Origin of the sequence: Sphingomonas natans, from assembly GCF_030546695.1 — a bacterium.
In the GTDB taxonomy this organism is placed as follows: Bacteria; Pseudomonadota; Alphaproteobacteria; order Sphingomonadales; family Sphingomonadaceae; genus Sphingomonas_I; species Sphingomonas_I natans.
In genome coordinates this window covers 73,840-95,874 of the sequence record NZ_JAUOTP010000012.1, presented here as the reverse complement: position 1 = coordinate 95,874, position 22,035 = coordinate 73,840, and the positions used below count along the sequence as shown (strand labels likewise).

General features: G+C 64.9%; 15 protein-coding genes and 1 tRNA gene. 7 read left to right on the top strand and 9 right to left on the bottom strand.

What is annotated here, in order from left to right; genetic code table 11:
- Positions 1–2: 2 nt before the first annotated feature.
- From Q4F19_RS20630 to Q4F19_RS20610, 5 genes are read right to left on the bottom strand one after another with little or no spacing between them, the layout of a single operon-like run.
- Entirely contained in the window at positions 3–2,963 is a 2,961-nt protein-coding gene (locus tag Q4F19_RS20630; protein WP_303546627.1) for a M14 family zinc carboxypeptidase, read from the bottom strand.
- A 25-nt stretch (positions 2,964–2,988) separates the two neighbouring features.
- Positions 2,989–4,569 (bottom strand): M20/M25/M40 family metallo-hydrolase, encoded by a 1,581-nt coding sequence (locus tag Q4F19_RS20625; RefSeq protein ID WP_303546625.1) that lies wholly within the window; start codon positions 4,567–4,569, stop codon positions 2,989–2,991.
- 13 nt (positions 4,570–4,582) lie between these two features.
- Positions 4,583–5,896, bottom strand: coding sequence for an amidohydrolase family protein (locus Q4F19_RS20620; protein WP_303546623.1), 1,314 nt, complete (start codon positions 5,894–5,896; stop codon positions 4,583–4,585).
- A complete protein-coding gene (locus Q4F19_RS20615; RefSeq protein WP_303546621.1) occupies positions 5,893–7,209 on the bottom strand; it encodes an amidohydrolase family protein in 1,317 nt (438 codons plus the stop codon). The genes Q4F19_RS20620 and Q4F19_RS20615 overlap by 4 nt, the downstream gene beginning before the upstream one ends.
- A gap of 22 nt (positions 7,210–7,231) precedes the next feature.
- Complete coding sequence (locus Q4F19_RS20610; protein WP_303546619.1) at positions 7,232–9,736, bottom strand: TonB-dependent receptor; 2,505 nt, start codon at positions 9,734–9,736, stop codon at positions 7,232–7,234.
- A gap of 373 nt (positions 9,737–10,109) precedes the next feature.
- Between Q4F19_RS20610 and Q4F19_RS20605 the strand changes: the two genes are divergently transcribed.
- Both Q4F19_RS20605 and Q4F19_RS20600 read left to right on the top strand, forming a co-directional pair.
- Positions 10,110–10,571, top strand: coding sequence for an Lrp/AsnC family transcriptional regulator (locus tag Q4F19_RS20605; protein ID WP_303546617.1), 462 nt, complete (start codon positions 10,110–10,112; stop codon positions 10,569–10,571).
- A 503-nt stretch (positions 10,572–11,074) separates the two neighbouring features.
- Positions 11,075–11,150, top strand: a tRNA-Pro gene (locus Q4F19_RS20600).
- Between the two features lie 118 nt (positions 11,151–11,268).
- On the opposite strand, the gene Q4F19_RS20595 is transcribed toward Q4F19_RS20600, so the two are convergent.
- Together Q4F19_RS20595 and Q4F19_RS20590 are read right to left on the bottom strand one after the other, a co-directional pair.
- Complete coding sequence (locus Q4F19_RS20595) at positions 11,269–12,330, bottom strand: glycosyltransferase family 4 protein (RefSeq protein WP_303546616.1); 1,062 nt, start codon at positions 12,328–12,330, stop codon at positions 11,269–11,271.
- Entirely contained in the window at positions 12,327–13,181 is an 855-nt protein-coding gene (locus Q4F19_RS20590; protein WP_303546786.1) for a UDP-2,3-diacylglucosamine diphosphatase, read from the bottom strand. Before Q4F19_RS20590 ends, Q4F19_RS20595 begins: the two co-directional genes overlap by 4 nt.
- 263 nt (positions 13,182–13,444) lie before the next feature.
- Between Q4F19_RS20590 and Q4F19_RS20585 the strand changes: the two genes are divergently transcribed.
- Positions 13,445–14,092 carry a class I SAM-dependent methyltransferase gene (locus Q4F19_RS20585; protein ID WP_303546615.1) on the top strand — a complete coding sequence of 216 codons (648 nt, stop codon included), beginning with the start codon at positions 13,445–13,447 and terminating at the stop codon, positions 14,090–14,092.
- On the top strand, positions 14,089–14,724 hold the full coding sequence (locus Q4F19_RS20580) for a hypothetical protein (protein WP_303546613.1): 636 nt from the start codon (positions 14,089–14,091) through the stop codon (positions 14,722–14,724). The genes Q4F19_RS20585 and Q4F19_RS20580 overlap by 4 nt, the downstream gene beginning before the upstream one ends.
- Positions 14,725–14,865: 141 nt before the next feature.
- On the opposite strand, the gene Q4F19_RS20575 is transcribed toward Q4F19_RS20580, so the two are convergent.
- A complete protein-coding gene (locus tag Q4F19_RS20575) occupies positions 14,866–16,518 on the bottom strand; it encodes an aminotransferase class III-fold pyridoxal phosphate-dependent enzyme (RefSeq protein ID WP_303546611.1) in 1,653 nt (550 codons plus the stop codon).
- 77 nt (positions 16,519–16,595) lie between these two features.
- On the opposite strand from Q4F19_RS20575, the gene asd reads away from it, so the two are divergent.
- The 3 genes from asd to Q4F19_RS20560 all read left to right on the top strand — a co-directional run bounded on the left by asd (position 16,596) and on the right by Q4F19_RS20560 (position 21,706).
- Positions 16,596–17,450: an archaetidylserine decarboxylase gene (gene asd / locus Q4F19_RS20570; RefSeq protein ID WP_303546609.1), complete on the top strand. Its 855-nt coding sequence runs from the start codon at positions 16,596–16,598 to the stop codon at positions 17,448–17,450.
- Between the two features lie 66 nt (positions 17,451–17,516).
- Positions 17,517–19,100 carry an alkaline phosphatase D family protein gene (locus Q4F19_RS20565; protein WP_303546607.1) on the top strand — a complete coding sequence of 528 codons (1,584 nt, stop codon included), beginning with the start codon at positions 17,517–17,519 and terminating at the stop codon, positions 19,098–19,100.
- A 197-nt stretch (positions 19,101–19,297) separates the two neighbouring features.
- Positions 19,298–21,706: a TonB-dependent receptor gene (locus Q4F19_RS20560; protein ID WP_303546605.1), complete on the top strand. Its 2,409-nt coding sequence runs from the start codon at positions 19,298–19,300 to the stop codon at positions 21,704–21,706.
- Positions 21,707–21,780: 74 nt separating this feature from the next.
- On the opposite strand, the gene Q4F19_RS20555 is transcribed toward Q4F19_RS20560, so the two are convergent.
- On the bottom strand, positions 21,781–21,948 hold the full coding sequence (locus Q4F19_RS20555) for a hypothetical protein (RefSeq protein WP_303546603.1): 168 nt from the start codon (positions 21,946–21,948) through the stop codon (positions 21,781–21,783).
- Between the last annotated feature and the right edge of the window lie 87 nt (positions 21,949–22,035).

Below are 22,035 nucleotides of genomic sequence, written 5' to 3'. Positions count from 1 at the left end.
GCCTATTTGGACGCTGCCTTGCCTGCATCGAGGTGATCCCAGTTCAGGATCGTGTTGAAGCCCAGCATGTAGCTGCCCTGCGTCTGCCAACGCCAGAACGGCCGGAGCGTGAACAGGACCATGTGCCCGCGTCCGTCCGGCACATCGAGGATGAGCGGCTTGCTGGCGAGCACGTCACCGCCGCTCAGCATGCCGCTCAGGAGGATGTCGCTCGATTTCGCCGGAAAGTTCATCACCACGCGCGGGAATTGCGTCGGCTCGGCCCCACTGGAGCGCGATGCCGGCGGGGCGGATCCGAACGGGCTGGGATCGGTGGTGCCCGCCGGACCGCCCTTCGCCACCGGTGCCGCCGGATCCCAAGGTGAGAGAGGCACCGGCACCGCATTCGGAGTGTAATTCTGCGCCAGCTTCACGCCTGGTCCGTTGGGATCGAAATAGCCCATCGTGTTCCCGCCACGGCTGACGTTCAGCACCGGCGACTGCGAGAAGTAGATCGGCAGCTGCTTGCCTTCGTAGCCGTAGACGATCGGGCTCGTCTGGTCGGTAATCATGCCCCGCATGATCGAGCCCTTGCTGTACAGCTCGCTCGGCTGGACCACATTGACGCCCTGCGTGTAGCCGTAGCCGGACAGCATCTCGACGGTCGAGCCGTCTGCGATCAGCGTGCCGCCTTCCTGGACGAAGGTGCGCAGCGCCTCCAGTCCCGCCCCGCCGACGCCGCCACGAATGTCGTCCGCGGAGTCGATCGCGCCCAGATTGGGCGTCATCGCGGTCTTCTTATAGGGGATCGGATCCTTGCCGTTCTTCTCGACGCCCACGAACTGCTCGCGCCCGCTATTGGCAACGGTCGGGTAGATCAGGACATCATATTTGCCGCGCAGCTTGCCCGCCGTCTTGAGCTTGATGTCGGCGAAATAGTCGTACGGTATCCCATAGGTATCGAGCGCGGCCCGCCACCAGCCCTCGTCCTGCGTACGCAGCCAGCTGTGAATATAGCCGATCCGCGGCACGCTCAGCGCGTGCGTGGCGACCTGCGGGGCGGCGCTCACCGCCTCGCCGTTGACGCCCAGCGTCGCGGCGACGCGCGCGACCGTTGCCCGATCCGCATTCGGCAGGATGAAGCTACCCGCGGCATAATGGCGCCCGTCCGCGTCGAAGGCTGCCTCGGCCGCCAGGATCCGCGTGCCCTTCAGACGGAAGCGCAGCCCGACCAGCGCATTGTCGCCATTGTGGTTGAACACGATCGTCGAGCCGCTGCCGCTGATCCCCCCGGGCTTGCGCGCATCCGCGGTAAGCGGCGTCAGCGCCTGCTGGAAGACGGCGGGATCCTTGATCGTCTTGAGCGTGACGTTCTGCATCAGCTGCATCGTCCAGCCCGTATCGTCATAAGGACGCGGGTTGGCGGCGGGATAGTTCTGCACGCTGAAATACATGTCCAGCATCGTGCGATAGGGCTGGTCGGCCCGGATGACGTAATCGCCCGCCGCGACCTGGACGCCGCCGGCGGTGAAGCCCTGCGTCGCGGTCGAGACCTCCGCGCCCTGCTGGCGCAGCATGTTGATCATGTCGACGACGTTATCCGGCGCATGCTGGTGCGCGGGAATGACGTACGCGTTGATCGGCCCGGTGCGGCCGACTTCGATCGCGTTGCGGGACTTGGCCCAGTAATTCTCCAGGTAGGTCTCACGGTCGGTCGCGACCTTGCCCATCGCGAAGAGCAAGGCCGATTCCTGGATATTGGTGTTGTTGCGCGGCCCCCAGTCGATCGAGGGCAGCGGCGGATTGGGCCGATACCATTCGCGGCTGGTGACCGTCGGCGCGAGCTTGAGGTCCTTCTGGATGTCGGGCCCGTAGCTCTGCACTTCGTAGAAGCGGCCGAAGCTGTTGTGCGTATTCGCGATCCAGAACAGATAGTTGGGCACCCAGCCGTCGTAGAAACCATAGGTGAACACGCCCGGCACGCCGCGCTTGGTCATCTCCATGACTTCGGTTTCGGCGAGCAGCCACCATTCGTTCGTCTGAATGGGATCGAGCTTGTCGTTATACGGGCCGGTGCCGGTCGAGGTGTAGAGATAGGACTGCGCCTCGTGCAGATCGTGCAGCACTGTCGGATGCCATTCGAGCATGCCCTTCGTGATGTTCTGCGTGAGCTTCAGGAACTGACCCATGCCGTCGCGATTGTTGTCGTGGGCGACATATTTGCCCCAATAGACCAGCGGCGGCTTGGGTTTGCCGGTCTTCTTGCCGTAATAATAAGTGTCGACCATCTTCTCGCGCCCGTCGACTTCGACGACCGGCGTGATCAAAGTGATCATGTTGTTGCGGATGTTCTGGATGAACGGCGTCTCTTCCACCGCGAGGCGGTAAGCTAGCTCGATCAGCATTTCCGGCCCGCCGGTTTCAGGCGAGTGGATGCCGCTCGTCACCCAATAGATCGGCTTGGCGGTCTTGATGATCTCGGCGGCTTTGGCGGCATCGGTGCGGCGCGGATCGCCGAGCGCGGCGAGCTGCGCCTTGTAATCGTCGAGCTTCGCCAGCGTCGTTTCGTCGGCGATCGCGATCACGACCTGCTCACGCCCCTCCTCGGTCGTGCCGAGCGACATGAACTTGACGCGTTTGGAGGTGCGCGCGAGCTCCTTGTAGTAACGATGGATGTCGGCGGCGTAGGTCAGCTCCCCCGGCGTGCCGGGGATGCGGCCGAAGAACTTGAGCGGAGAGGGCACCGTATCCGATGCCGGCATGTGATCGACTAGTTCGGTGGTGAAGCGCTTGTCGACCAGGTGCTGCTTGATCAGCCGGCCGTATTCCGCATCCTGCGGCTGGGTCAGCGCCGCCGTACCCGAGGGGACCGACGCCCCCGGAGGCGCGAGCGTGGCCGGCAGCGGGGCCTGGGCCAGTCCAGGCAGCGTGGAGAGGATGGTCGCGGCAAGTGCCGCGGCCTGGACAGACATACGAACGTTCATGATTTTCCCCTGAAAGACCGTGTGCTTACTTCGCCGCCGCCATGGCGTAGAGCGCATCGACATAGAATTTCTCGACCGCGGACATGCCGAACAGCTTCGATCCGGGCTTCGGATCGATCAGCCAATATTCGTTGGGTGCGTGCGCATCGGCACCATGCCCCGCCGCCAGTCCCACTTCCGCCACGCCGAGCGTGTCGGTGAAGACGTAGTTGGGTTGGCTGCCGCCCGAACGGGGCGACACATCCACCGGCAGGCCGTATTTCTTGTACGTCGACAGCAGGGCCTTGACGACCGGTGCTTCCACCGAGGTTTGCGACGGCGGATAGCCGGCAAGCTGCCGAACCTCGATATCGCCGAACCCCTTGTTCACAAGATGCGCTTTCAGCAGTCGCAGCGACTCCTCGGGCGTCTGGCCGGGCACCAGCCGACTGTCGAGCTTGGCGAGCGCACGGTTCGGCAGGATCGTCTTCGTCCCCGGTCCGCCATAGCCGCTCGCCAGCCCATCGATGTTGATCGTGGTGTCGAACAGATAGCGCGTGAGGGAGGTGCGCGCGTCCATATTGTCGTACCAGTGATCGACGGCGAAGGCCTTGCGCGTTGCGGCCTCGCGCTTGACCCAGCCGTCCAGCGTGCCGTTGAACAGGCGCTGCTCCTCGGCATTCGGCTGGCGGATCTTGTCGTAATATCCCGGGATCAGGATGGTGTTGCCGTCCGGCGTGGTCAGCGAGGCGAGCGCTTGCGTCAGCCGCCAGGCGGGCGCGTCGGTGGTCGCCTTCCAGCTCGAATGGATCTCCGCTTTCTGGGGCCCGCCGGTCCGCGGATTCCCCCGGGCCTCGAGCTCGACGTACAGCAGGCCCTTCACGCCCAGTTGCACCGACACCGCACCGTCTTCCGGCGCCTGGCCACCGCCCGGATAGATCGCCCCGGCTGCCGTCTTCAGCCGGCTTGCAAATTTGGCGATCAGCTCAGGATAATGCGGCGAGCCCAGCTCCTCCTCGCTTTCGGCCAGGATCATCAGATTGACGGGCAGCTTGCCGCGCGTCGCGATGATCGCCTCGATCGCGTTTAGGAAGGCGCGTTCCGGCCCCTTGGTGTTGGTGGCACCGCGCGCCATCAGCACGCGGCCGAGCGGATGATCGACCAGTGCGCCGTCGAACGGCTTGACCTGCCAGTCCGCTTCCTCGACCGGCTGGACGTCGAGCATCATATAAACGGCGAGCGTCGTCTTCGCGCCGGCGTCGTAATAGCCCCAAACGCCAGGATGGCCGCCCGTCGGCACGACCTCGGCCTCCTTGAAGCCGATCTTCTTCAGGTCCGCCGCGGCGAGCGCCGCCATTTCCTTCACGCCGATATTCTGCGCGCTGATCGAGGGCTGGCGCACCCAGCGCTGAAGGTTGGCGAGATCGCTGTCCTTATGCGCGTCGATATAGGCGTAGACGTCCTTATATTCGCCCTTGAACGTTGGGATGCTCGCCATGCTGAACGCCGCACCCGGCGGGATGGTGATGGCGGGGCGCTGGCCCACCGGCGCCGCCACGGACGACGTCGCCGCCAGTACGCAGCCGGCTGCCGCTACAGGCAGCACGGACTGGATCAACTTTCTCATGGCGTGCGTCCCTTCAATCCAGCGGCTGCATCGCGCCATCGCGCTTCAGGACGTCGCCGCCCTTCATCACGAAACCGACATGCTGCAGGGTCGTGATGTCCGCCAGCGGGTCGCCATCCACCGCGACGATATCGGCATAGCGGCCGGCCTGGACCGACCCGATGTCCTGCGGCGCGCCGATCAGCTCGGCCGCGTTGCGCGTACCGGCGAAGATCGCATCCATCGGCGTCAGCCCTGCCTTGACCAGCAAGGCGAACTCCTCCGCCTTGTTGCGATCACCAAGACCGGTGAGGTCGGTGCCGAGCGCGATCTTGACGCCCGCTTTGTAGGCGCGGCCGGTATTGCCGATCATCGTGGGCGTCACCGCGATCGCCTTTTCCGGGACGGTCGGCGGCAGTTTCTCGGGCGACTTGACCGCCATCTGGTAGATCCAGTCCGCGACCAGCAATGTGGGCACCAGGACAGTGCCGTGGTCCTTCATCAGCTTGTAGCTGGTGGCGTCGGCATAGGTGCCGTGCTCGACCGAATCGACGCCTGCGGCCACCGCATGATTGATCGCTTTGTTGCCGTGGATATGCGCCGCCACCTTCATGCCAAGCTCGTGCGCGGTCTCGACGATGGCCCGCATCTCCTCGTCGGTCATCGTCATGTGGTTGGGATCGTCGCCGATCGAGCCGACACCGCCGGACGGCATGATCTTGATGAGCGTCGCGCCGTCGCGCCGGTGCTGCCGCACCTTGCGCCGGGCATCCTCCACGCCGTCCACGATCGAAAGCTCGCGGCCGTCGAAGTGGACGTCGGGCTGGAAGCCGTTCTGCGCATCGGAGTGGCCGCCCGTGGGCGCCAGCGGCTGCATCGCCGTCCAGATGCGCGGCCCGACTATCTGGTGGGCAGTGATGGCGCGCTTCATCGCCGGCGCCTCGATCGCGCCCGAGCCGAGATCGCGAACCGCGGTGAAGCCCTGATCGATGTCACGTTGGGCACTCCGCATCGAGGTGACCACCGCATCGGCCTCGTTCATCGTGAAGCGCGCCAGCACGCCCCAATCGGGGTTCATCGAGATATGATCGTGGCAATCGATGAAGCCCGGCAACACCGTCTTCGAGGACAGGTCGATCACCTCCGCACCGGCCGGCGTGACGAAGCCCGGCTGCACGCCGACGATCCGCTCGTCCTTGATGAGGATCGAAACCTGCCGCCTCGGCGTCGAGGAAACCCCATCGATCAGCGTGCCCGCGTGGATCACCACATCCTTCGCAGCAGCGGGCGACGCGATCAGAAGCGTGGGTGCGGCGAGCAGCGCCGCCAATATGTTGCGCACGCTCATCGGATCATCCTCCCGCCGGATTTCAGGACGTCTCCGCCCTTCATCACGAAATCGATATGTTGCAGCCGGGTGATGTCGGAGAGTGGATCGCCGTCCACTGCGACAATATCGGCATAGCGGCCCGCCTGCACCGAGCCGATATCCTGCGGCGTGCCGATCAACTCGGCAGCGTTGCGCGTTGCCGTGAAGATCGCGTCCATCGGCGTCAGCCCCGCCTTGACGAGCAAGGCGAATTCTTCCGCCTTGTTGCGCCCCGACGTGGCGGACTGATCGGTCCCGAAGGCGATCTTGACGCCGGCTTTATAAGCGCTGGCGGCATTGTGGATCATCGTCGGGGTGATCGCGATCGCCTTATCGGCGACCGTGGGCGGCAGCGTTTCCGGCGCCTTCACCGCCTGCTGGTAGATCGCGTCGGCCACCAGCAACGTGGGCACGAGAAAGGTGCCGTGCTGCTTCATCAGCGCATAGCTCTGCGCGTCAGCATAGGTGCCATGCTCGATGGAATCGACGCCGGCGCGGACCGCATGATCGATCGCCAGCTTACCGTGCGCATGTGCCGCGACCTTGAGGCCCAGTTCGTGCGCGGTCTCCACGACCGCCACCATCTCGGCGTCGGTCATCGTCAAATGATTGGGATCGTCCCCGATAGAGCCCACGCCGCCCGAGGGCATGATCTTGATGACGGTGGCGCCATCGCGGCGATGCTCGCGCACCTTCTGCCGGGCATCGTCCGCCCCGTCGATGATCGCGGTGTCGCGTCCGTCGACGTGGATGTCGGGCGACAGGCCGTTCTGGCGGTCGCTATGCCCGCCAGTCGGCCCCATCGCCTGAAGCGCCGTCCAGTAGCGCGGGCCAACGATCTGCTTGGCCGCGATCGCACGGATGATCGCCGGCGCCGTGACCCGGCTGGAGCCGAGGTCCCGGACAGTGGTGAAGCCGGTCTCGATTTCCTTGCGGGCATTGATCGACGCCGCGATCGTCGCGTCGCCTTCAGTGAGCACGAAGCGGTTGATCGGCAGCCGGCTTCCCGTTGCCGAGATATGGTCGTGCGTCTCGATGAAGCCGGGCAGCACCGTCTTGGTCGACAGATCGATCACGTCGGCGCCAGCCGGGGTGACGAAGCCCTTCTGGACGCCGGTGATGCGATCGTCGTGGATGAGGATCGAGACCTGTTTGCGCGGCGTCGCCGAAGCCCCGTCGATCAAAGTGCCCGCGTGGATCACGACATCCTTGGCGCAGGCCTGTCCCGCGCCGAGAACACTTCCGATCATCAGGGCCGCGGCAGCACAGCCGCGTGTGATTTCCGACTTCATTCTCTGCATTCCCTTCTGCGGGTTATCGGAACTTGGCCGTGCCCTGGATGCCCACGATCCGCGGCGCCGTCGTGACCGCGTAGTTGGCCCTGATGACCGAGCCGTTATACCGCCACGCCAGCGACGTGGCGCTGGCTTGGCCGTTCGTGAGACTGGTCAGGCCGACCGTGTTGAACAGGTTGTTGGCGAAGACATGCAGCGCCCAACGCCCCCCATCCTTCTCGATGCCGAACCGCAGGCCGACCGTCGCGAACCCGGGCAGCGTGTAGAGAGCCGCGCCACCCGCGGTGCCGCCCGGACCATTCGGATAGGCAGCCGCGTACAACGGCAGATTGTAGGTGGTGAGCGACTTGCCGCGATAGCTGACGTCGGCATGGTAGATGATCTGCAGGTCGCCACCGATCGGAGTGCTGTAATCGGCCGAACCCTGCAGCGTCCACTTGGGCGAATAGGGGATCGGATCGCCCTTCTTGCCCGCGCTGATCGTCGCGCAACCCGTCGTGCCGGCCACGAACGGGATCGGGCATTGCGTGATACCGTCGGGAAGGGACTGGTCGCCCTGCAGCTTGGCATCGATATAGCTGCCCGACGCGTGCAGCACGAGCCGCTCGATCGGATAAAAGGACGTATCGAGCTCGATGCCCTGGATCCGTGCCGCGCTGGAGCTGTTCGTGATGAAGCCGAACGCGTTGTTAAAGCTGGCCGAGATCTGCATGTTCTTCCAGTCCATGCGGAACGCGTCGAGGTTCACGACCACCTTGCGGTCGAACCAGGCCGTCTTGACGCCTGCCTCGTAGCTCCACACCGAATCCGAGCCATAGATTGCCGCATAGCTGGGCAGGCCGAGCGTCTGGTTGACGCCGCCCGGGCGATAGCCCTGCGCCGCGGTGCCATACAGCATCACGTCGCGCGTGAACTTGTAGTTGGCGCCGAACTTCAGCAGCGTGCCGTTCTCGTCGCCGCCCGTGGTCAGGGGCGCCTGGCGGGTATTGCCGGCGATGTAGCTCGGGATGATCGTCGCGGAGGTCGTGTCCTTCTTGTACTTGAAGTACCGGCCGCCGGCGGTCGCGCTCAGCTTGCTGTTAAGGTCCCAGGTGACTTCGGCGAAGCCCGCGCTCTGCTCCAATTTGTCGTCGATCGTCCGGTCGAGACCGGTGTTGTTGACGCCGACCGTGTAGGTGTTCCCAGTGGGAAAGCCGATCGGATAGGCTTGCAGGCCGGTAACCGGATCGGTCGGGTTCAGGATGGATTCGGTGAAGTTCTTGCGGAAGCTGTGGTAGAAACCGACCGTCCACTTGAAAGCATGGCGATCGTCGGCCAGGCGGACTTCCTCGGTCGAAGTCTTGTTCGACTGCGGCTGATAGGTCGAAAGGTTGCCATAGCCGTTGACCAGCTGCTGATAGCCGGCGCCGTTACAGGTCGTGCCGCGGACATAGCCCGTGTTACAATCGCTGAGGAACGCGTTGTAGCCCGGGATCGCGGTACCGGCGCCCGCATACGGCGTAACGACGCCGCCCGTATTATTCGTCGTCTGATATCGCGCGAAATACGGCGTATAGTCGAACCGGTATTGCAGCAGACGGTCCGAATAGGAGCCCGCCGCGGTCAAAGTCGCGAAGCCGACATCCCAGTTCAGCGTGCCGGAGAACAATTTCATCCGGTCCTCCTGCGGCTGCTGGATATACAGCGACTGATCGAACTTCTTTCCCGTGAGCTGATATTCAGTATAGTTCCAGCTCGTACCGGCGCCCTTGCGGTCCTGATAGACGCCCATCAGATCGATCGTCACGGTATCGATCGGCTTGATGCGCGCCGTCAGGCGGCCGCCATAGCTTTTGTTGCTATTCACTCGGCTGAGGTTGAGGATGCTGTTGTCGATATAGCCGGCGCTGCGATCGTAATATCCGACCGCGCGGATGGCCATGGCGCCGTCGATGACCGGAATGTTGACCATGCCGTTGACCTGCCGACCGATCGCGCCGCTGCTTTCGGACGCGGTCGTGATCTGGCTGTCGATCGCGCCTTCGTAGCTATCCAGCTTGGGCTTGGCGAAGATGATGCGGATGTTGCCGCCCATCGAGCTCGCGCCGTAGAGCGTGCCCTGCGGGCCGCGCAGCACTTCGGCGCGCTCCACGTCGAACAGGCGGATGCTCGGCTGCGTCCCGCCGGCGTCGTTGGAGACGCCGCCTGTGCCGCTCAGCGGCACATCGTCATAATAGATGCCGACCAGCGGCTCGCCGGTCGCATACAGGTTGCGGATGATGACGCGACTGCCACCGTTCGCGCTCTCGTTGATGACGAGGCTGGGAGAAACCCGCCCCAGCGCCTGCGAATCCGTGATATTCTGCTTGGCCAGCGTATCCGCGCTGACCGCCGAAATGGCGAGAGGCGTCTGCTGAATGCTGGTCGCCCGCCGAAGCGCCGTGACGACAATATCCGAATCGTTTGCCGGCGTTGCGGTCTGCTGCTCGGGCGCCGCGGACTGCTGCTCCGCCGCCTGAGCATTCAGCGCAGTCGACGTTGCCAATAGCGACACCCCGAGCAGGATTTTTGCTTGCCGAGATCTCTGAACTTCATTCTTGAACATAATGATGCGCCCCCGCTTGGGGCAGGACGGTCATCGTCCCGCTCCCCCGTGTCCGGCGCGGTTTTCCGCTGCCGCACCGATGCCCGTCCGTGCCCTCGCCGTCATTGAAGTGACATGAAGCGGCAATTATCGAAATAAGGCAACTCCAAATATCCTGCTTAATCACCTTGATTTTAGCGTGTTTGCGCTACAAAGCGCATACAGATTGGCCTTTCGCGTCAATATTCTAGTATCGGGAGATCGACCAGAGTCGCGGCATTGTGGACTTATCATGTCGAGGCGCTGTAGCAGTCGACAGCACGGAGGAATCGGCATGGCCGCGAAGCTCGACACGTTCGACATCCATATTCTCCAGCGGTTGACCCAAGACGCCCGCGTTTCCTGGCGCGATCTTGCCGACGGGATAGGGCTTTCGCTGACGCCGACTCTGCGCCGTGTTCGGCGCCTCGAAAGCGAGGGGTATATTCTCGGCTATGGCGCGAGATTGGATGAAAAGCGTTTGATTGGCGCGATAGAGGCGCTGATCTCCATAACTCTTGATCGCCAGTCGGACGAAGCACTGACAGCTTTTGAATCCAGCGTCCTGGCAGTCGAAGAGGTGACGGATTGCTTTCAAATGACGGGAGATTTCGACTATCTTCTTAGAGTAGTAGTATCCGATCTGGAGCATTTCCAGTTGATGGTCGCGAAACTGTCGCGAATCCCGATGTTATCGAGAATTAACTCAAGCTTCGTTCTGAAGACGGTAATTAGGAGAGCCCCCCTAATTTCATGAAACTCAGGCATCACGGTAAAATATGGACGGTTTACCGTAGAAGGCGACAGTTTATGACCCTCGGATCAAGTATATTTGCAGGCCCGCTCGACCCGATGACGCCGCAACCGTCCCTCAGCTTCCCCAACGCTACGGTTCGTGGCGCTGACCGCCCCGCATGGATGCAAGGCGGATTTCAGGATTGCAGACCGTTTTACAAAGCAGAATAGAGACGCATAGCAGCCGATGACCAGTATGAACGAACAGCTGCTTACCACGGTCTACCGCCCCGAAGTGATCATTCTGCTTACCACCAACGTGCACGAGCGTGCTTCGCGATGGAGTTTGAAGCCGTGGATAAACCGACCTGTCAAAGACAATGCGTTGAAAATTTCAAGCCATTGACATCATTGATTAATGAAGTGTGCCTGATGCGTAGAAGCGCTTGGCTGCGTCATCCGAAACAAAAAGGGCGCCGCGTTAAGCGACCCCCTAATGTTTTTAAATAAAGCTACACCCATGTGCGGGTAAAGTGGGGGATTGTCCGTTTTCAGATTAGGGGTCTGAGGGTTGCAGGTTCGAATCCTGTCGCCCCGACCAGAATACACGAATCTGCGGCGACATCTGCCGCGCGGAGCAGCCTCCTCCAGCTGCCGAATCGCCCAAATTTCACCGTAAGCGGATCGCGCCCGACAGATTGTCGCGCGCAGGTCGCGCGTCAGGCCGCGTGCGCGAAACGCCGCTCCACAGGACCGGCAAGCGCCGCCAGGAACTGGTCGGTGCAGGCCTCCCACGCATAGCGCCGGCCCTCCGCCACGCAGGCGCCGCGATCGGCCGTCAGCGCCGCGCGGATCGCGGCATCCAGATCGTCGCGCAGCGCGCCGATTGGCGCCCCCGCCCGGCCGCCCGGGCCGCGCCCCAGCCCGCCGATCACGTCGAGCGGGCCGTGAACCGGAAAGGCCGCCACGGGCACGCCGGAGGCGAGCGCTTCGATCATCACGAGCCCGAACGTATCGGTCCGGCTCGGAAAGACGAACACGTCGGCGCCGGCATAGACCGAGGCCAGTTCCGCGCCGTGCAGCGCGCCGAGGAACAGGGCCTGCGGAAAGCGCCGCTCCAGCGCCGTCCGCGCCGGCCCGTCACCGACGATGACCTTCGTACCGGGCACGGACGAGGCGAGGAACGCCTCGATATTCTTCTCGCAGGCGACCCGGCCGACATAGAGCTGGATCGGTCCGCGCCGTCCGGCGAGCATCGGGTGCGACGACCGGGAGGGCGAGAAAAGCGAGAGGTCGACGCCGCGCGACCAGCGCCGCGTCTGCGTCAGCCCATGTCCGGCAAGCTCGGTCGCCAGCGTCTCGGTCGCGACCATGATCGCATGCGCCGGGCGATGGAACCGCCCGAGGATCGGCCAGAACCATTTGGCGGGCAGCCCCGTCCGCATCGCCACATAATCCGGGAAATGCGTGTGGAAGCTCGTCGTGAACGGCCGGCCCGCGCTCAGGCACCAGCGCCGCGCCGCCCAGCCGAGCGAGCCTTCGGTCGCGATATGCACCGCATCCGGCGCCGCCTGCTCCAGCCGATCCGCCACGGCGCGGCCGCAGCCGAGCGCGAGGCGGATCTCGGGATAGGTCGGGCAGGCGATCGTGCGGAAGGCGTCCGGGGTGATCGTCTCGACCGCGTGGCCGCGCGCGCGCAGCGTCGCGACGGTCGTCTGCAACGTGCGCACCACGCCGTTGACCTGCGGCGCCCAGGCGTCCGAGACGAGCGCGATCCTCACGCCGTCACCAGTTCGCGGCCCGTCGCGGCGGCGGGCTTCATCTTGTCGAGCGCTTCCAGCCGGCGCTTCTCGGCCCAGTCGAGCACCTCGATCCGGCCGTCGGCATGCTCGACCAAGGCCGTGCAGCTCTCCACCCAGTCGCCGTCATTGTAATACGTGATGTCGCCGAACTGGCGGATCTCGGCCGAATGGATGTGCCCGCAGACGACGCCGTCCACCCCGCGCTCGGCGGCGGCATGCGCGACGACCTCCTCGAAGCGGCAGATGAACTGGACCGCGTTCTTGACGCGCTTCTTCAGATGCGCGGCGAGGCTCCAATAGGGCAGGCCCAGCCGGCGCCGGACGGCGTTCACGCCGCCGTTCATCTTGAGCAGCATCGTGTAGGCACTGTCGCCGAGGAAGGCGAGCCAGCGCGCATAGAGCACGACGCCGTCGAACTGGTCCCCGTGAAGCACCAGCAGCCGCCGCCCGTCGGCGGTGACGTGGATGACCTCGTCGGCGATCGTCACGTCGCCGAAGGCGAGCCCGACATAATCGCGGAAAATCTCGTCGTGATTGCCCGGCACATAGACGACATCGGTGCCGCGCTTCGCCATCTTCAGGATGCGGCGGACGACGTCGTTATGGCGCGGCGGCCAGTACCAGCCCTTCTTGAGCTGCCAGGCATCGACGATGTCGCCGACCAGATACAGCGTCTCGCACTCGATCGATTTCAGGAAATCGACCAGCAGCTCGGCATTGCAGCCCGGCGTGCCGAGATGGATATCGGAGATCCAGACCGTCCGGTACCGCATCCGCGGACGGTGCGGATGCTTCGTCTCGGTCTCGGGTTCGACCAGCCAGCTCGGCATCGGCACGAGCGCGCGCCGGGCGACGGGGCGAACGGGGGGGACGGGGCGCAGATCACGCTTCGCTTCCGGCTGAGACATACGCCTCTTCTCCTCGCTACTCGCGAGGACGCTTAGTCACGCACAGTGATGGTCTCGTTTCGGCAAGATGACATTATGATGATAAGCCAGTTTCATTTTGGCCGTCGTCATCGAACCTTCATCTGATCTTCGCCGTCTTGACTTGTATGTGACCGATAGAGGGGCTTCGATCCAGGGAGCCCGAAATGGCACTTACGATGAATACCAGCGGCGTCGCCTCGGCCTATGACAGGTGGACGCCGATCTACGATCTCGTCTTCGGCCCCGTTTTCCGTCAGGGACGCGCCCGCTCGATCGAGGCGGCCGCACGCATCGGCGGGCGTGTGCTCGAGGTCGGAGTCGGCACCGGCATCTCGCTGCCTTTCTACGGGCGCGGCTGCAGCGTGTACGGGATCGATATCTCGGACAAGATTCTCGACAAGGCGCGCGCCCGCGCCGCCCGGCTCGACAATGTCGAGGCGATCGAGGTGATGGATGCCGAGGATCTGCGCTTCGCCGACGGAAGCTTCGACGTCGCCATTGCCCAATATGTGATCACCGCCGTCCCCAATCCCGAGCGCGCGCTGGACGAACTCGCGCGCGTCGTGCGGCCGGGCGGAGAGATCATCATCACCACGCGCATCGGCGCCGAGGGCGGCACGCGCGCCTCGATCGAGAAGATGCTGATGCCGATCACGAGCCGTCTCGGCTTCCGCACCGAATTTTCGTGGGCGCGTTATGCCGCGTGGGAGAAAGGCGCGCCGTCGGTCCGCCTGATGGAGCGCTCGCCGCTGCCGCCGCTCGGCCATTTCGAGCTGATCCGCTATCGCAAGCTTCCGGGAGCCGCCGCATGAAGGCCCTCAAGATGTACGCCGCCGATGAAGAAGATCGCATGGGCTTCAAGGCGCAGCTCCAGGAGCAGCGCTGGGACGATCATCGTTATTATCATCACAGCCTGGTCAATCAGAGCCTGCACTTCGTCAGCGCGACGACCTTCCTGACCGCTTATGTCCTGCTGTTCACCGATCCGGCGCTGGCGAGCCTGCTCGCCTGGGGCGTGGCGATGACGAGCCGGCAGGCGGGCCACTTCTTCTTCGAGCCCAAGGGCTATGATCACGTCAACCAGGCGACGCATGTCCACAAGGAAGAGATCAAGGTCGGCTACAATCTGTTCCGCAAGGTCGTGCTGATGACTCTGTGGGCGCTGAGCCCGCTGATCCTGTTCGCCAGCCCCACTTTGTTCGGGCTGCTACCCGCGCCGCAGGGCTATCGCGACGTGCTGCGCGCAGTCGGCATCCTGTGGCTGGGCGTCGGCGGTGGCGGGCTGCTGTTCCGCACCGTCCAGCTCTTCTTCCTGCGCGACGTGATGTCGGGGCTCGTCTGGGCGACGAAGATCGTCACCGATCCGTTCAACGATTTCCTGCTCTACTGGCGCGCCCCCTTCCGCCTCCTCAAGGGCGAGCGGATGGATCACGGCACAGCATAATCCTCCCCCTGCAAGGGGGAGGGGGACCATGCGAAGCATGGTGGTGGGGTGGATCCTCGCAGGGCGATCCGTAGATGCGGAGGGAACCCCCTCCGTCATCGCTGCGCGATGCCACTTCCCCCTTGCAGGGGGAGGATTGGATCACCGCCCCAGCCGCCGCAGGATCGCCTCCTTCAGCAACGTCCGCCCGATCGTCTTGCTGGTCGCGCCTTCGGGGCACCACCACCAGCCATCGGCCTGCATCCGCTCCGCCGCCGCCACGAAGCGATCGGCAACCTCGCCGAAGGCGGCATCGTCATAATCGAGGCTGAAGATCAGCCGCCCGGTGCCGACCCAGCTGAGCGCCAGCCCCTCGGCGCGGAGATAATATTGCAGCATCCAGTTGTAGCGCGAGGGCGCCTCGTGGAGCACCGTCCAGATCGATCCGAGATGGGCGACGCGCACGAGCAGGCCCTGCTCGGCCAGCCGCGCGTTCAATGCCGCGGCCCGATCGTCCCAGCGCGCATGCTGCCCGTCGTAGAGCGCGCGCGTCGCGGGCTCGTCCAGCGTGCGCAGGAAGCCGTTCATCGCCGCCATCACATAAGGATGGGCGTTGAACGTGCCGCGCGCGAAGCAGATGTCGACCGGCCGGTCCTCGCGGAAGCGCCGCATCAGACTCGCACGCCCGCACAGCACGCCGACCGGAAAGCCCCCGCCCAAAGTCTTGCCGTAGGTCACCAGATCCGGCTGCACGCCATAATATTCTGCGGCACCCCCCGGCGCGAGCCGGAAGCCGGTGAACACATCGTCCAGGATCAGCACGATGCCGTTCGCGCGGCAGACGTCGGCGAGCCGCTTCAGCCACGCCGCATAAGCCTCGCGATCGGCGCCCGTCACGATGCGCCCCGCGACCAGCGCCCCGTCGGAGGGCGCGCCCTTGTTCGGGTGCAAAGCCTGCAGCGGATTGACGAGCACGCAGGCGATATTCTTCTTGCTCGCCAGCACGCGCAGCGATTTCTCGGACATGTCGGCGAGCGTATAGGTTCCGTCGGCGGGCACGGGATTGCCGATCCCCGGCTGCACGTCGCCCCACCAGCCATGATAGGCGCCGCAGAAGCGGACGAGATGGCTGCGCCCGGTGTGATAGCGCGCGAGCCGCACCGCCTGCATCACCGCTTCGGTGCCGGACATGTGGAACGAGACCTCGTCGAGCCCCGACAGCGCCTTCAGCCGCGCGACATTGTCGGCGACGTTTCGGTGCAGCCCGCCCAGCACCGCGCCGAGCGGCTCGGCCTCGTCCACCGCCGCGCGCATCAGGCGCTTATACGCCTCGTTGCCGAGCACGTTGACGCCGTAGGAGCCGGTCAGGTCCCACAATCGGTTGCCGTCGAGATCGGTCAGCACCGGCCCGTCGGAACGCTCGTAGAAGCTTCCCGCCGAGAGCGCGGTCGCCACCATCTGCGCGAACTGGAAGGGCACGCGGTAGCTGCCCGTGAATTGCAGGTCGGACAGGCCCGGCTTGGTCTCCGCGGTCAGCGCGCGGCTCTTGGGATAGCGCTCGGCGAACAGGGCGGCGAGCCGGCGGAAGCCCGCCTCGCGCGCCGCCGCGATCTCGTCCGGCGTGCCGTCGATGCGGAACGCCTCGGCCTCGTCGTAACGCGTCGCCGGGATCTGCCCGGCGATCCTCTTGCCCCAGCGGACATGGCCGGCCAGCGACGGATGCTTGGCTTGGGACAGGATCAGCCGGCGGCGGGCGCGGTCGGCACCGAAAGCGGTAGCGGCGGTGCCGGCGACGAGAGCGAGGGTGGAGATCATGGCCAGGCTCTACGCTTCGCCGGGCAAGCAATTATGACAGGAAGGCGGACGAAACGATGACAGTCAGGAGCGCCCTGATGCGCGTGCTGCTGCAGGAGGACGTCAATTTCCTCCTCACCAATCGCCTGCCGCGCCGGCTCGCGACGCAGCTGGTCGGCCGGTTCAGCAGGATCGAGCAGCCGCTAGTGGCAAAGGCCTCGATCCGCGTCTGGCGCATCTTCTCCGATCTCGATCTGTCGGACGCCGCCGCCCCGCGCTTCGCCAGCCTCCACGATTGCTTCACCCGCCGCCTGCGCCCCGGCGCGCGGCCGGTCGATCCACGCCCCGACATCCTCGCCAGCCCGTGCGACGCGATCGTCGGCGCGCACGGCACCGTCACCGGCGACGAGATCCACCAGATCAAGGGCATGCCCTATTCGCTCGCCGAACTGCTCGGCGATGCCGCGGACGGAGCGCCCTTTGCGGGCGGCACCTATGTGACGCTCAGGCTGACGGCGGCGATGTACCACCATTTCCACGCGCCCCACGATCTCGCGGTCGAGCGCGTCCGCTACCTTTCGGGCGACTGCTGGAACGTCAATCCGATCGCGCTGAAGCGCGTCGAGCGGCTATTTTGCCGCAACGAACGTGCCATCGTCAGTTGCCGCCTGGCCGACGACACCCCCTTCCTGATCGTCGCCGTCGCCGCGATCCTCGTCGCCGGCATCCGCCTGACCTTTCTCGACACCGATCGCCTGCTGCGCGACGGCGGCCCGCGCACCGTGCCGGTCTCCGCCGACATCGCGAAAGGCGATGAGATGGGCTGGTTCGAACATGGCTCGACGCTCGTCCTGCTCTTGCCCCCCGGCTTCGCGCTCGCGGACGGGATCGCCGAGGGCACGCCGATCCGTCAGGGCGAGGCGCTTGCCCGCCGCCTAATCCCGAACGGCTGATCGCAAGGCGTCACAGTTTCGTCACGAAAGTCGGACACGCCCCCCGCAGCGAAAAGAGGCGGTGCGATGCGCGACGATCATGAGACGACAGGCCTCACCAGGCGCGCGCTGATCGCCGGCGCGGCCGGATCGGCGGCTTTGCTCGGCGTCGGCGCGCGCGGCGCGCTCACCCTCCCCACGGGCCTGTTCACGCTCGGCGTCGCCTCGGGCGATCCGACGCCGGACGGCATGATCCTGTGGACGCGCCTCGCCCCCGCCCCGCTCGAAGGCGATGGCGGCATGCCGCCGCAGACCGTGCCCGTGCGCTGGCAGGTCGCCGAGGACGATCGCTTCGCGCGCATCGTGCGGCAGGGCACCGCCCGCGCCGAGACGGCCTGGGGCCATTCGGTCCATGTCGACGTCACCGGGCTCCGACCCGCGCGCGCTTATTTCTACCGCTTCCTGGCCGGCGGCGAGACGAGCGCGATCGGCCGGACGAAGACCGCGCCGGCGGCCGGCGCCGCGGTCGATCGCCTCCGCCTCTGCTTCGGCTCCTGCCAGAAATATGAGGCCGGCTATTATGCCGCCTATCGCCACATGGTCGCCGAGGATCCCGATCTGATCCTGTTCCTCGGCGACTATATCTACGAGGCCGATCCCAGCCCCAAGGAGGCTGTCCGCCTCCACAAGAATCCCGAGCCCAAGGACGTCGCCGGCTACCGCATCCGCCACGCGACCTATCGGCTGGATCCCCTGTTGCAGGCCGCGCATCAGGCCGCGCCCTGGGCGCTGACCTGGGATGATCACGACGTCTCGAACGATTATGCCGATGCGCTCGACGAGAAGAACGGCGATCCGGTCGCCTTCCTGCGCCGCCGCGCCGCTGCCTATCAGGTCTTCTACGAGCATCAGCCGATCCGCGCCGCGCGGCCGCACGGCCCCGACATGCGCATCTACCGGACGCTCGACTGGGGCCGCCTCGCGCAATTCCAGATCATCGACGATCGCCAGTATCGCGGCCCCCGCGCCTGCCAGCCGCCCGGCCTGCTCGCCGCGCACCAGCAATATCAGACGCTGATCGGCCCGTGCGCCGACCTCACCGATCCCCGCCGGACGATGCTCGGCACGACGCAGGAACGCTGGCTGATGGATCGGCTCGGCGACACGAGCGCGCAGTGGAACCTGCTCGCGCAGCAGACCCTGATGCACCAGCAAAGCCGGATCGATGCCGAGCATCCCGAGCGCGGCCCGCAATATTCGGCGGACAATTGGTCGGGCTATCCGGCCGCGCGCGACCGGATCTTCCGCCGCTGGGCAGAGGCCGGCACGTCGAACCCGCTCGCGCTCGGCGGTGATATCCACGCCTTCGCCGCGGCCGACGTCCACGATCCGGCCAGGCCGGACGGCCCGCCGATCGCAGCGGAGTTCGTCGGCGGATCGATCACGTCGCTGTTCCATGATGCGAGCTTCAAGCAGCAGGCGCCCGCCAACGGGCTCGTTTACGCCGAGAACGAGATACACGGTTATGGCCGCGTCGATCTGACCCCGAACGGCGGCGAAATCACCTTCCGCGGCGTCGACGATGCCCGCCGCGAGGATTCGGGAATCTCGGATCTCGTCCGCTTCACGCTGATCGATGGCCGTCCGGGGCTGAACGTCGAGAAAGCATGAAGGCGCCGGCCACGAACTGTCACATTTCTTACATCGAACAGAAGTAGTCGCGCCGGACGGGTGCAGGCGGATCAGCCAGCGATAAAGACAAGCCAAGACGTCGACTGCGGCAGCGGCGGCGGATGGTCTTGCATGCGCCGATCAGTGTCGAAAAAATCGGGGATTACATCATCATGTCGTCAGCATCTGCCGGCCGTATGCTCGCCAGGGGCATCGGACCCTTCCTGCTGTCCGCGAGCCTGCTGGCCGTCTCGCCCGCCTTCGCCGCGGCGCCTGCCGCAGGCGATGCCGCGGCTCCCGCCGATGACGCCGCCACGGACGCCGAGCCCGGCGAGATCATGATCGTCGCGCGCAAGCGGAGCGAGAATGCGCAGCAGGTGCCGATCCCGGTCACGGTCATCACGCCCGTCGAACTGACCCGCCAGAATCTCGTCAACTTCACCAATTTCCAGAACAAGTTTCCCAGCTTCTCGGTCTTCCTGACCAATCCGAAGCAGCTCAATCTCGGCATCCGCGGCATCGGCAATAACGGCTTCAACACCGACGGCATCGATGGCTCGGTCGGCATCTTCGTCGACGGCGTCTATACTGGCCGACAGGGCATGGTTTCGAACGATTTCAACGATATCGCCGATGTCGAATTGCTGCGCGGCCCGCAGGGCACGCTGTTCGGCAAGAACACCACGGCCGGCGCGGTCATCATCAACACGCTGAAGCCCAGCTTCACCTGGGGCGCATCGGGCGAGGCGACCTACGGCAATTACGACTTCAAGGAAGTGAAGGCCTCGGTCACCGGCCCGCTCATCGACGACAAGCTCGCGGTCCGCATCTCGGGCTTCTATTCCAAGCGCGACGGCACCTACACGAACCTGTACAATGGCGGCGACCAGAACGGCCGGCAGGGCTCGGGCGTCCGCGCGCAATTGCTGGCGACGCCCACCGACGATCTCTCGGTCCGCCTGATCTATACGCATGGCCGCCAGAGCTTCCCGACGATCTCGCCGGTGATCCTGTCGATCTTCAATCCGGCGGCGCTCCAGGCGCGCATGACGGCAGCGGGCTACACGCTACTGACGAGCAACGCCAAGGACCGCTTCGTCAACATCGACAGCGCGCTCAACGCGCAGACCAAGACGGATTCGGGCAGCGGCCAGATCGATTATCATCTCGGCTCGCTCGGCGATCTGACCTCGATCACCGCCTACAACACCTGGTCGTGCTTCACGAACAACGACAATGATTTCACCCAGCTCGACGCGATCAACGATTATGGCTCGTGCAACAAGGAGCATCAGTTCAGCCAGGAGCTGCGCCTGGCGACGCCGAAGGACATGCCGATCGAGGCGACGTTCGGCGGCTTCCTCAGCCGCCAGCGCCTGCAGGTCGACAGCCGCTTCCGGTTCGGCGCCCAGTACAACATCTTCGCGGCCAATCCGTCCGCGACTTTGTTTCCGAACGTCGCCGGCCGCACTTGGGCGCAGGGCGCCTATGCCACGCGGCTGCAGGGCACGAAGTTCCAGAGCCAGGCCGTCTTCCACACCGATACGGACGCGCTGTTCGGCAATGTCAGCTGGCACCCCGATGCGGCACGCCGCCTCTCGATCGACGCCGGCCTGCGCTACACCTGGGAAGATCGCACACAGATCTACAATGGCAGCGTCGTCGCCAATCCGGGCGCGCTGACCCAGGCGCAGCTCAACGCGCTGTCGCCCAGCACCGCTAATGCCCAGATCGGCGTGGTCGATGCCGGCCTGAAGGACAGGTCGCTTTCGGGCGAAGCCGGCGTCAACTACAAGGTCACGCCGAGCGTCTTCCTGTACGGCAAATATGCGCGCGGCAACAAATCGGCTGGCTTCAACCTGCTCGCCTACAATGCGTCCAATCCGGACACGAGCGTGGGATCGGCGATCTCGCTCGGCGCGCAGCAGACGGTGAAGGGCGAGACGGCCGACAATTTCGAAGCCGGGATCAAGACCTCGTTCTTCGATCACAAGGTCGTCTTCAACCTCACCGCCTTCCACACGAAGGTGAAAAACTATCAGGCGAACCAGTCGCTCGGCGCCGGCGCGGCGATCCGCTTCCTCGCCAATGTCGGCTCGCTGACGTCGAAGGGCATCGAGGCGGAGATGGAGACTTGGCTGGCGCCCGGTCTGCACACGAAGAGCTTCCTCGCTTATGACGATGCGCGCTACTCGTCCTTCCACAATTCGGCCTGCCCGGGCCAGTCGACCGCGCTGACCTGCGACATCACCGGACGCACGGTGGCGTGGGCGCCGAAATGGACCGGCGATTTCACGATCGATTATACGCATCCGATCACGGAGACGGTGAAGGGCTACGGCCTGTTCGACGTGAATTATCGCTCGAAGCAGAATTACACGATCACGCTGGATCCGACCGCCGAGGGCAAGGGCTATGCGCTCGCCAGCGTGCGCGCGGGCGTGCTGCTGATGGACGACAAGCTGGAACTGCAGGGCTGGGTCGAGAACCTCTTCAACAAGGCCTATTTCATCAACCTGCTGGGCTCCACCCGCGCCACCGGCGTGATCCAGGGCTATCCGGGCAATCCGCGCACCTATGGCGGCACGGTGCGCTTCCACTTCTAGGAGACAGGGGACCAGGGTCGGTGGAAATACCGGCCCTGGTCACGATCGTCTTCGGGCGGGTCGTCGCGGGCGCCTCAGGCGTCCGCCGATCCGCGTCCGATCACTTCGATCTTCTTCTGATAGGCCTCGGCGAAATCGCGGTGCACCGCGCGCACCAGGCACGAACTGCTGGCTGCCTTGGCCTGTTCTTCGGCCAGACGCCGTTGAAGATAGGTCATCTGGTTCTTGTCCGTCGGGGGCATGGGCCCCTCCTCTCTGCGAGTCCGGCTCGCGAGCAGACTATACACCTCTCCGGCCCGATCGCTGGATGATCCAGATCAACCGCTCTG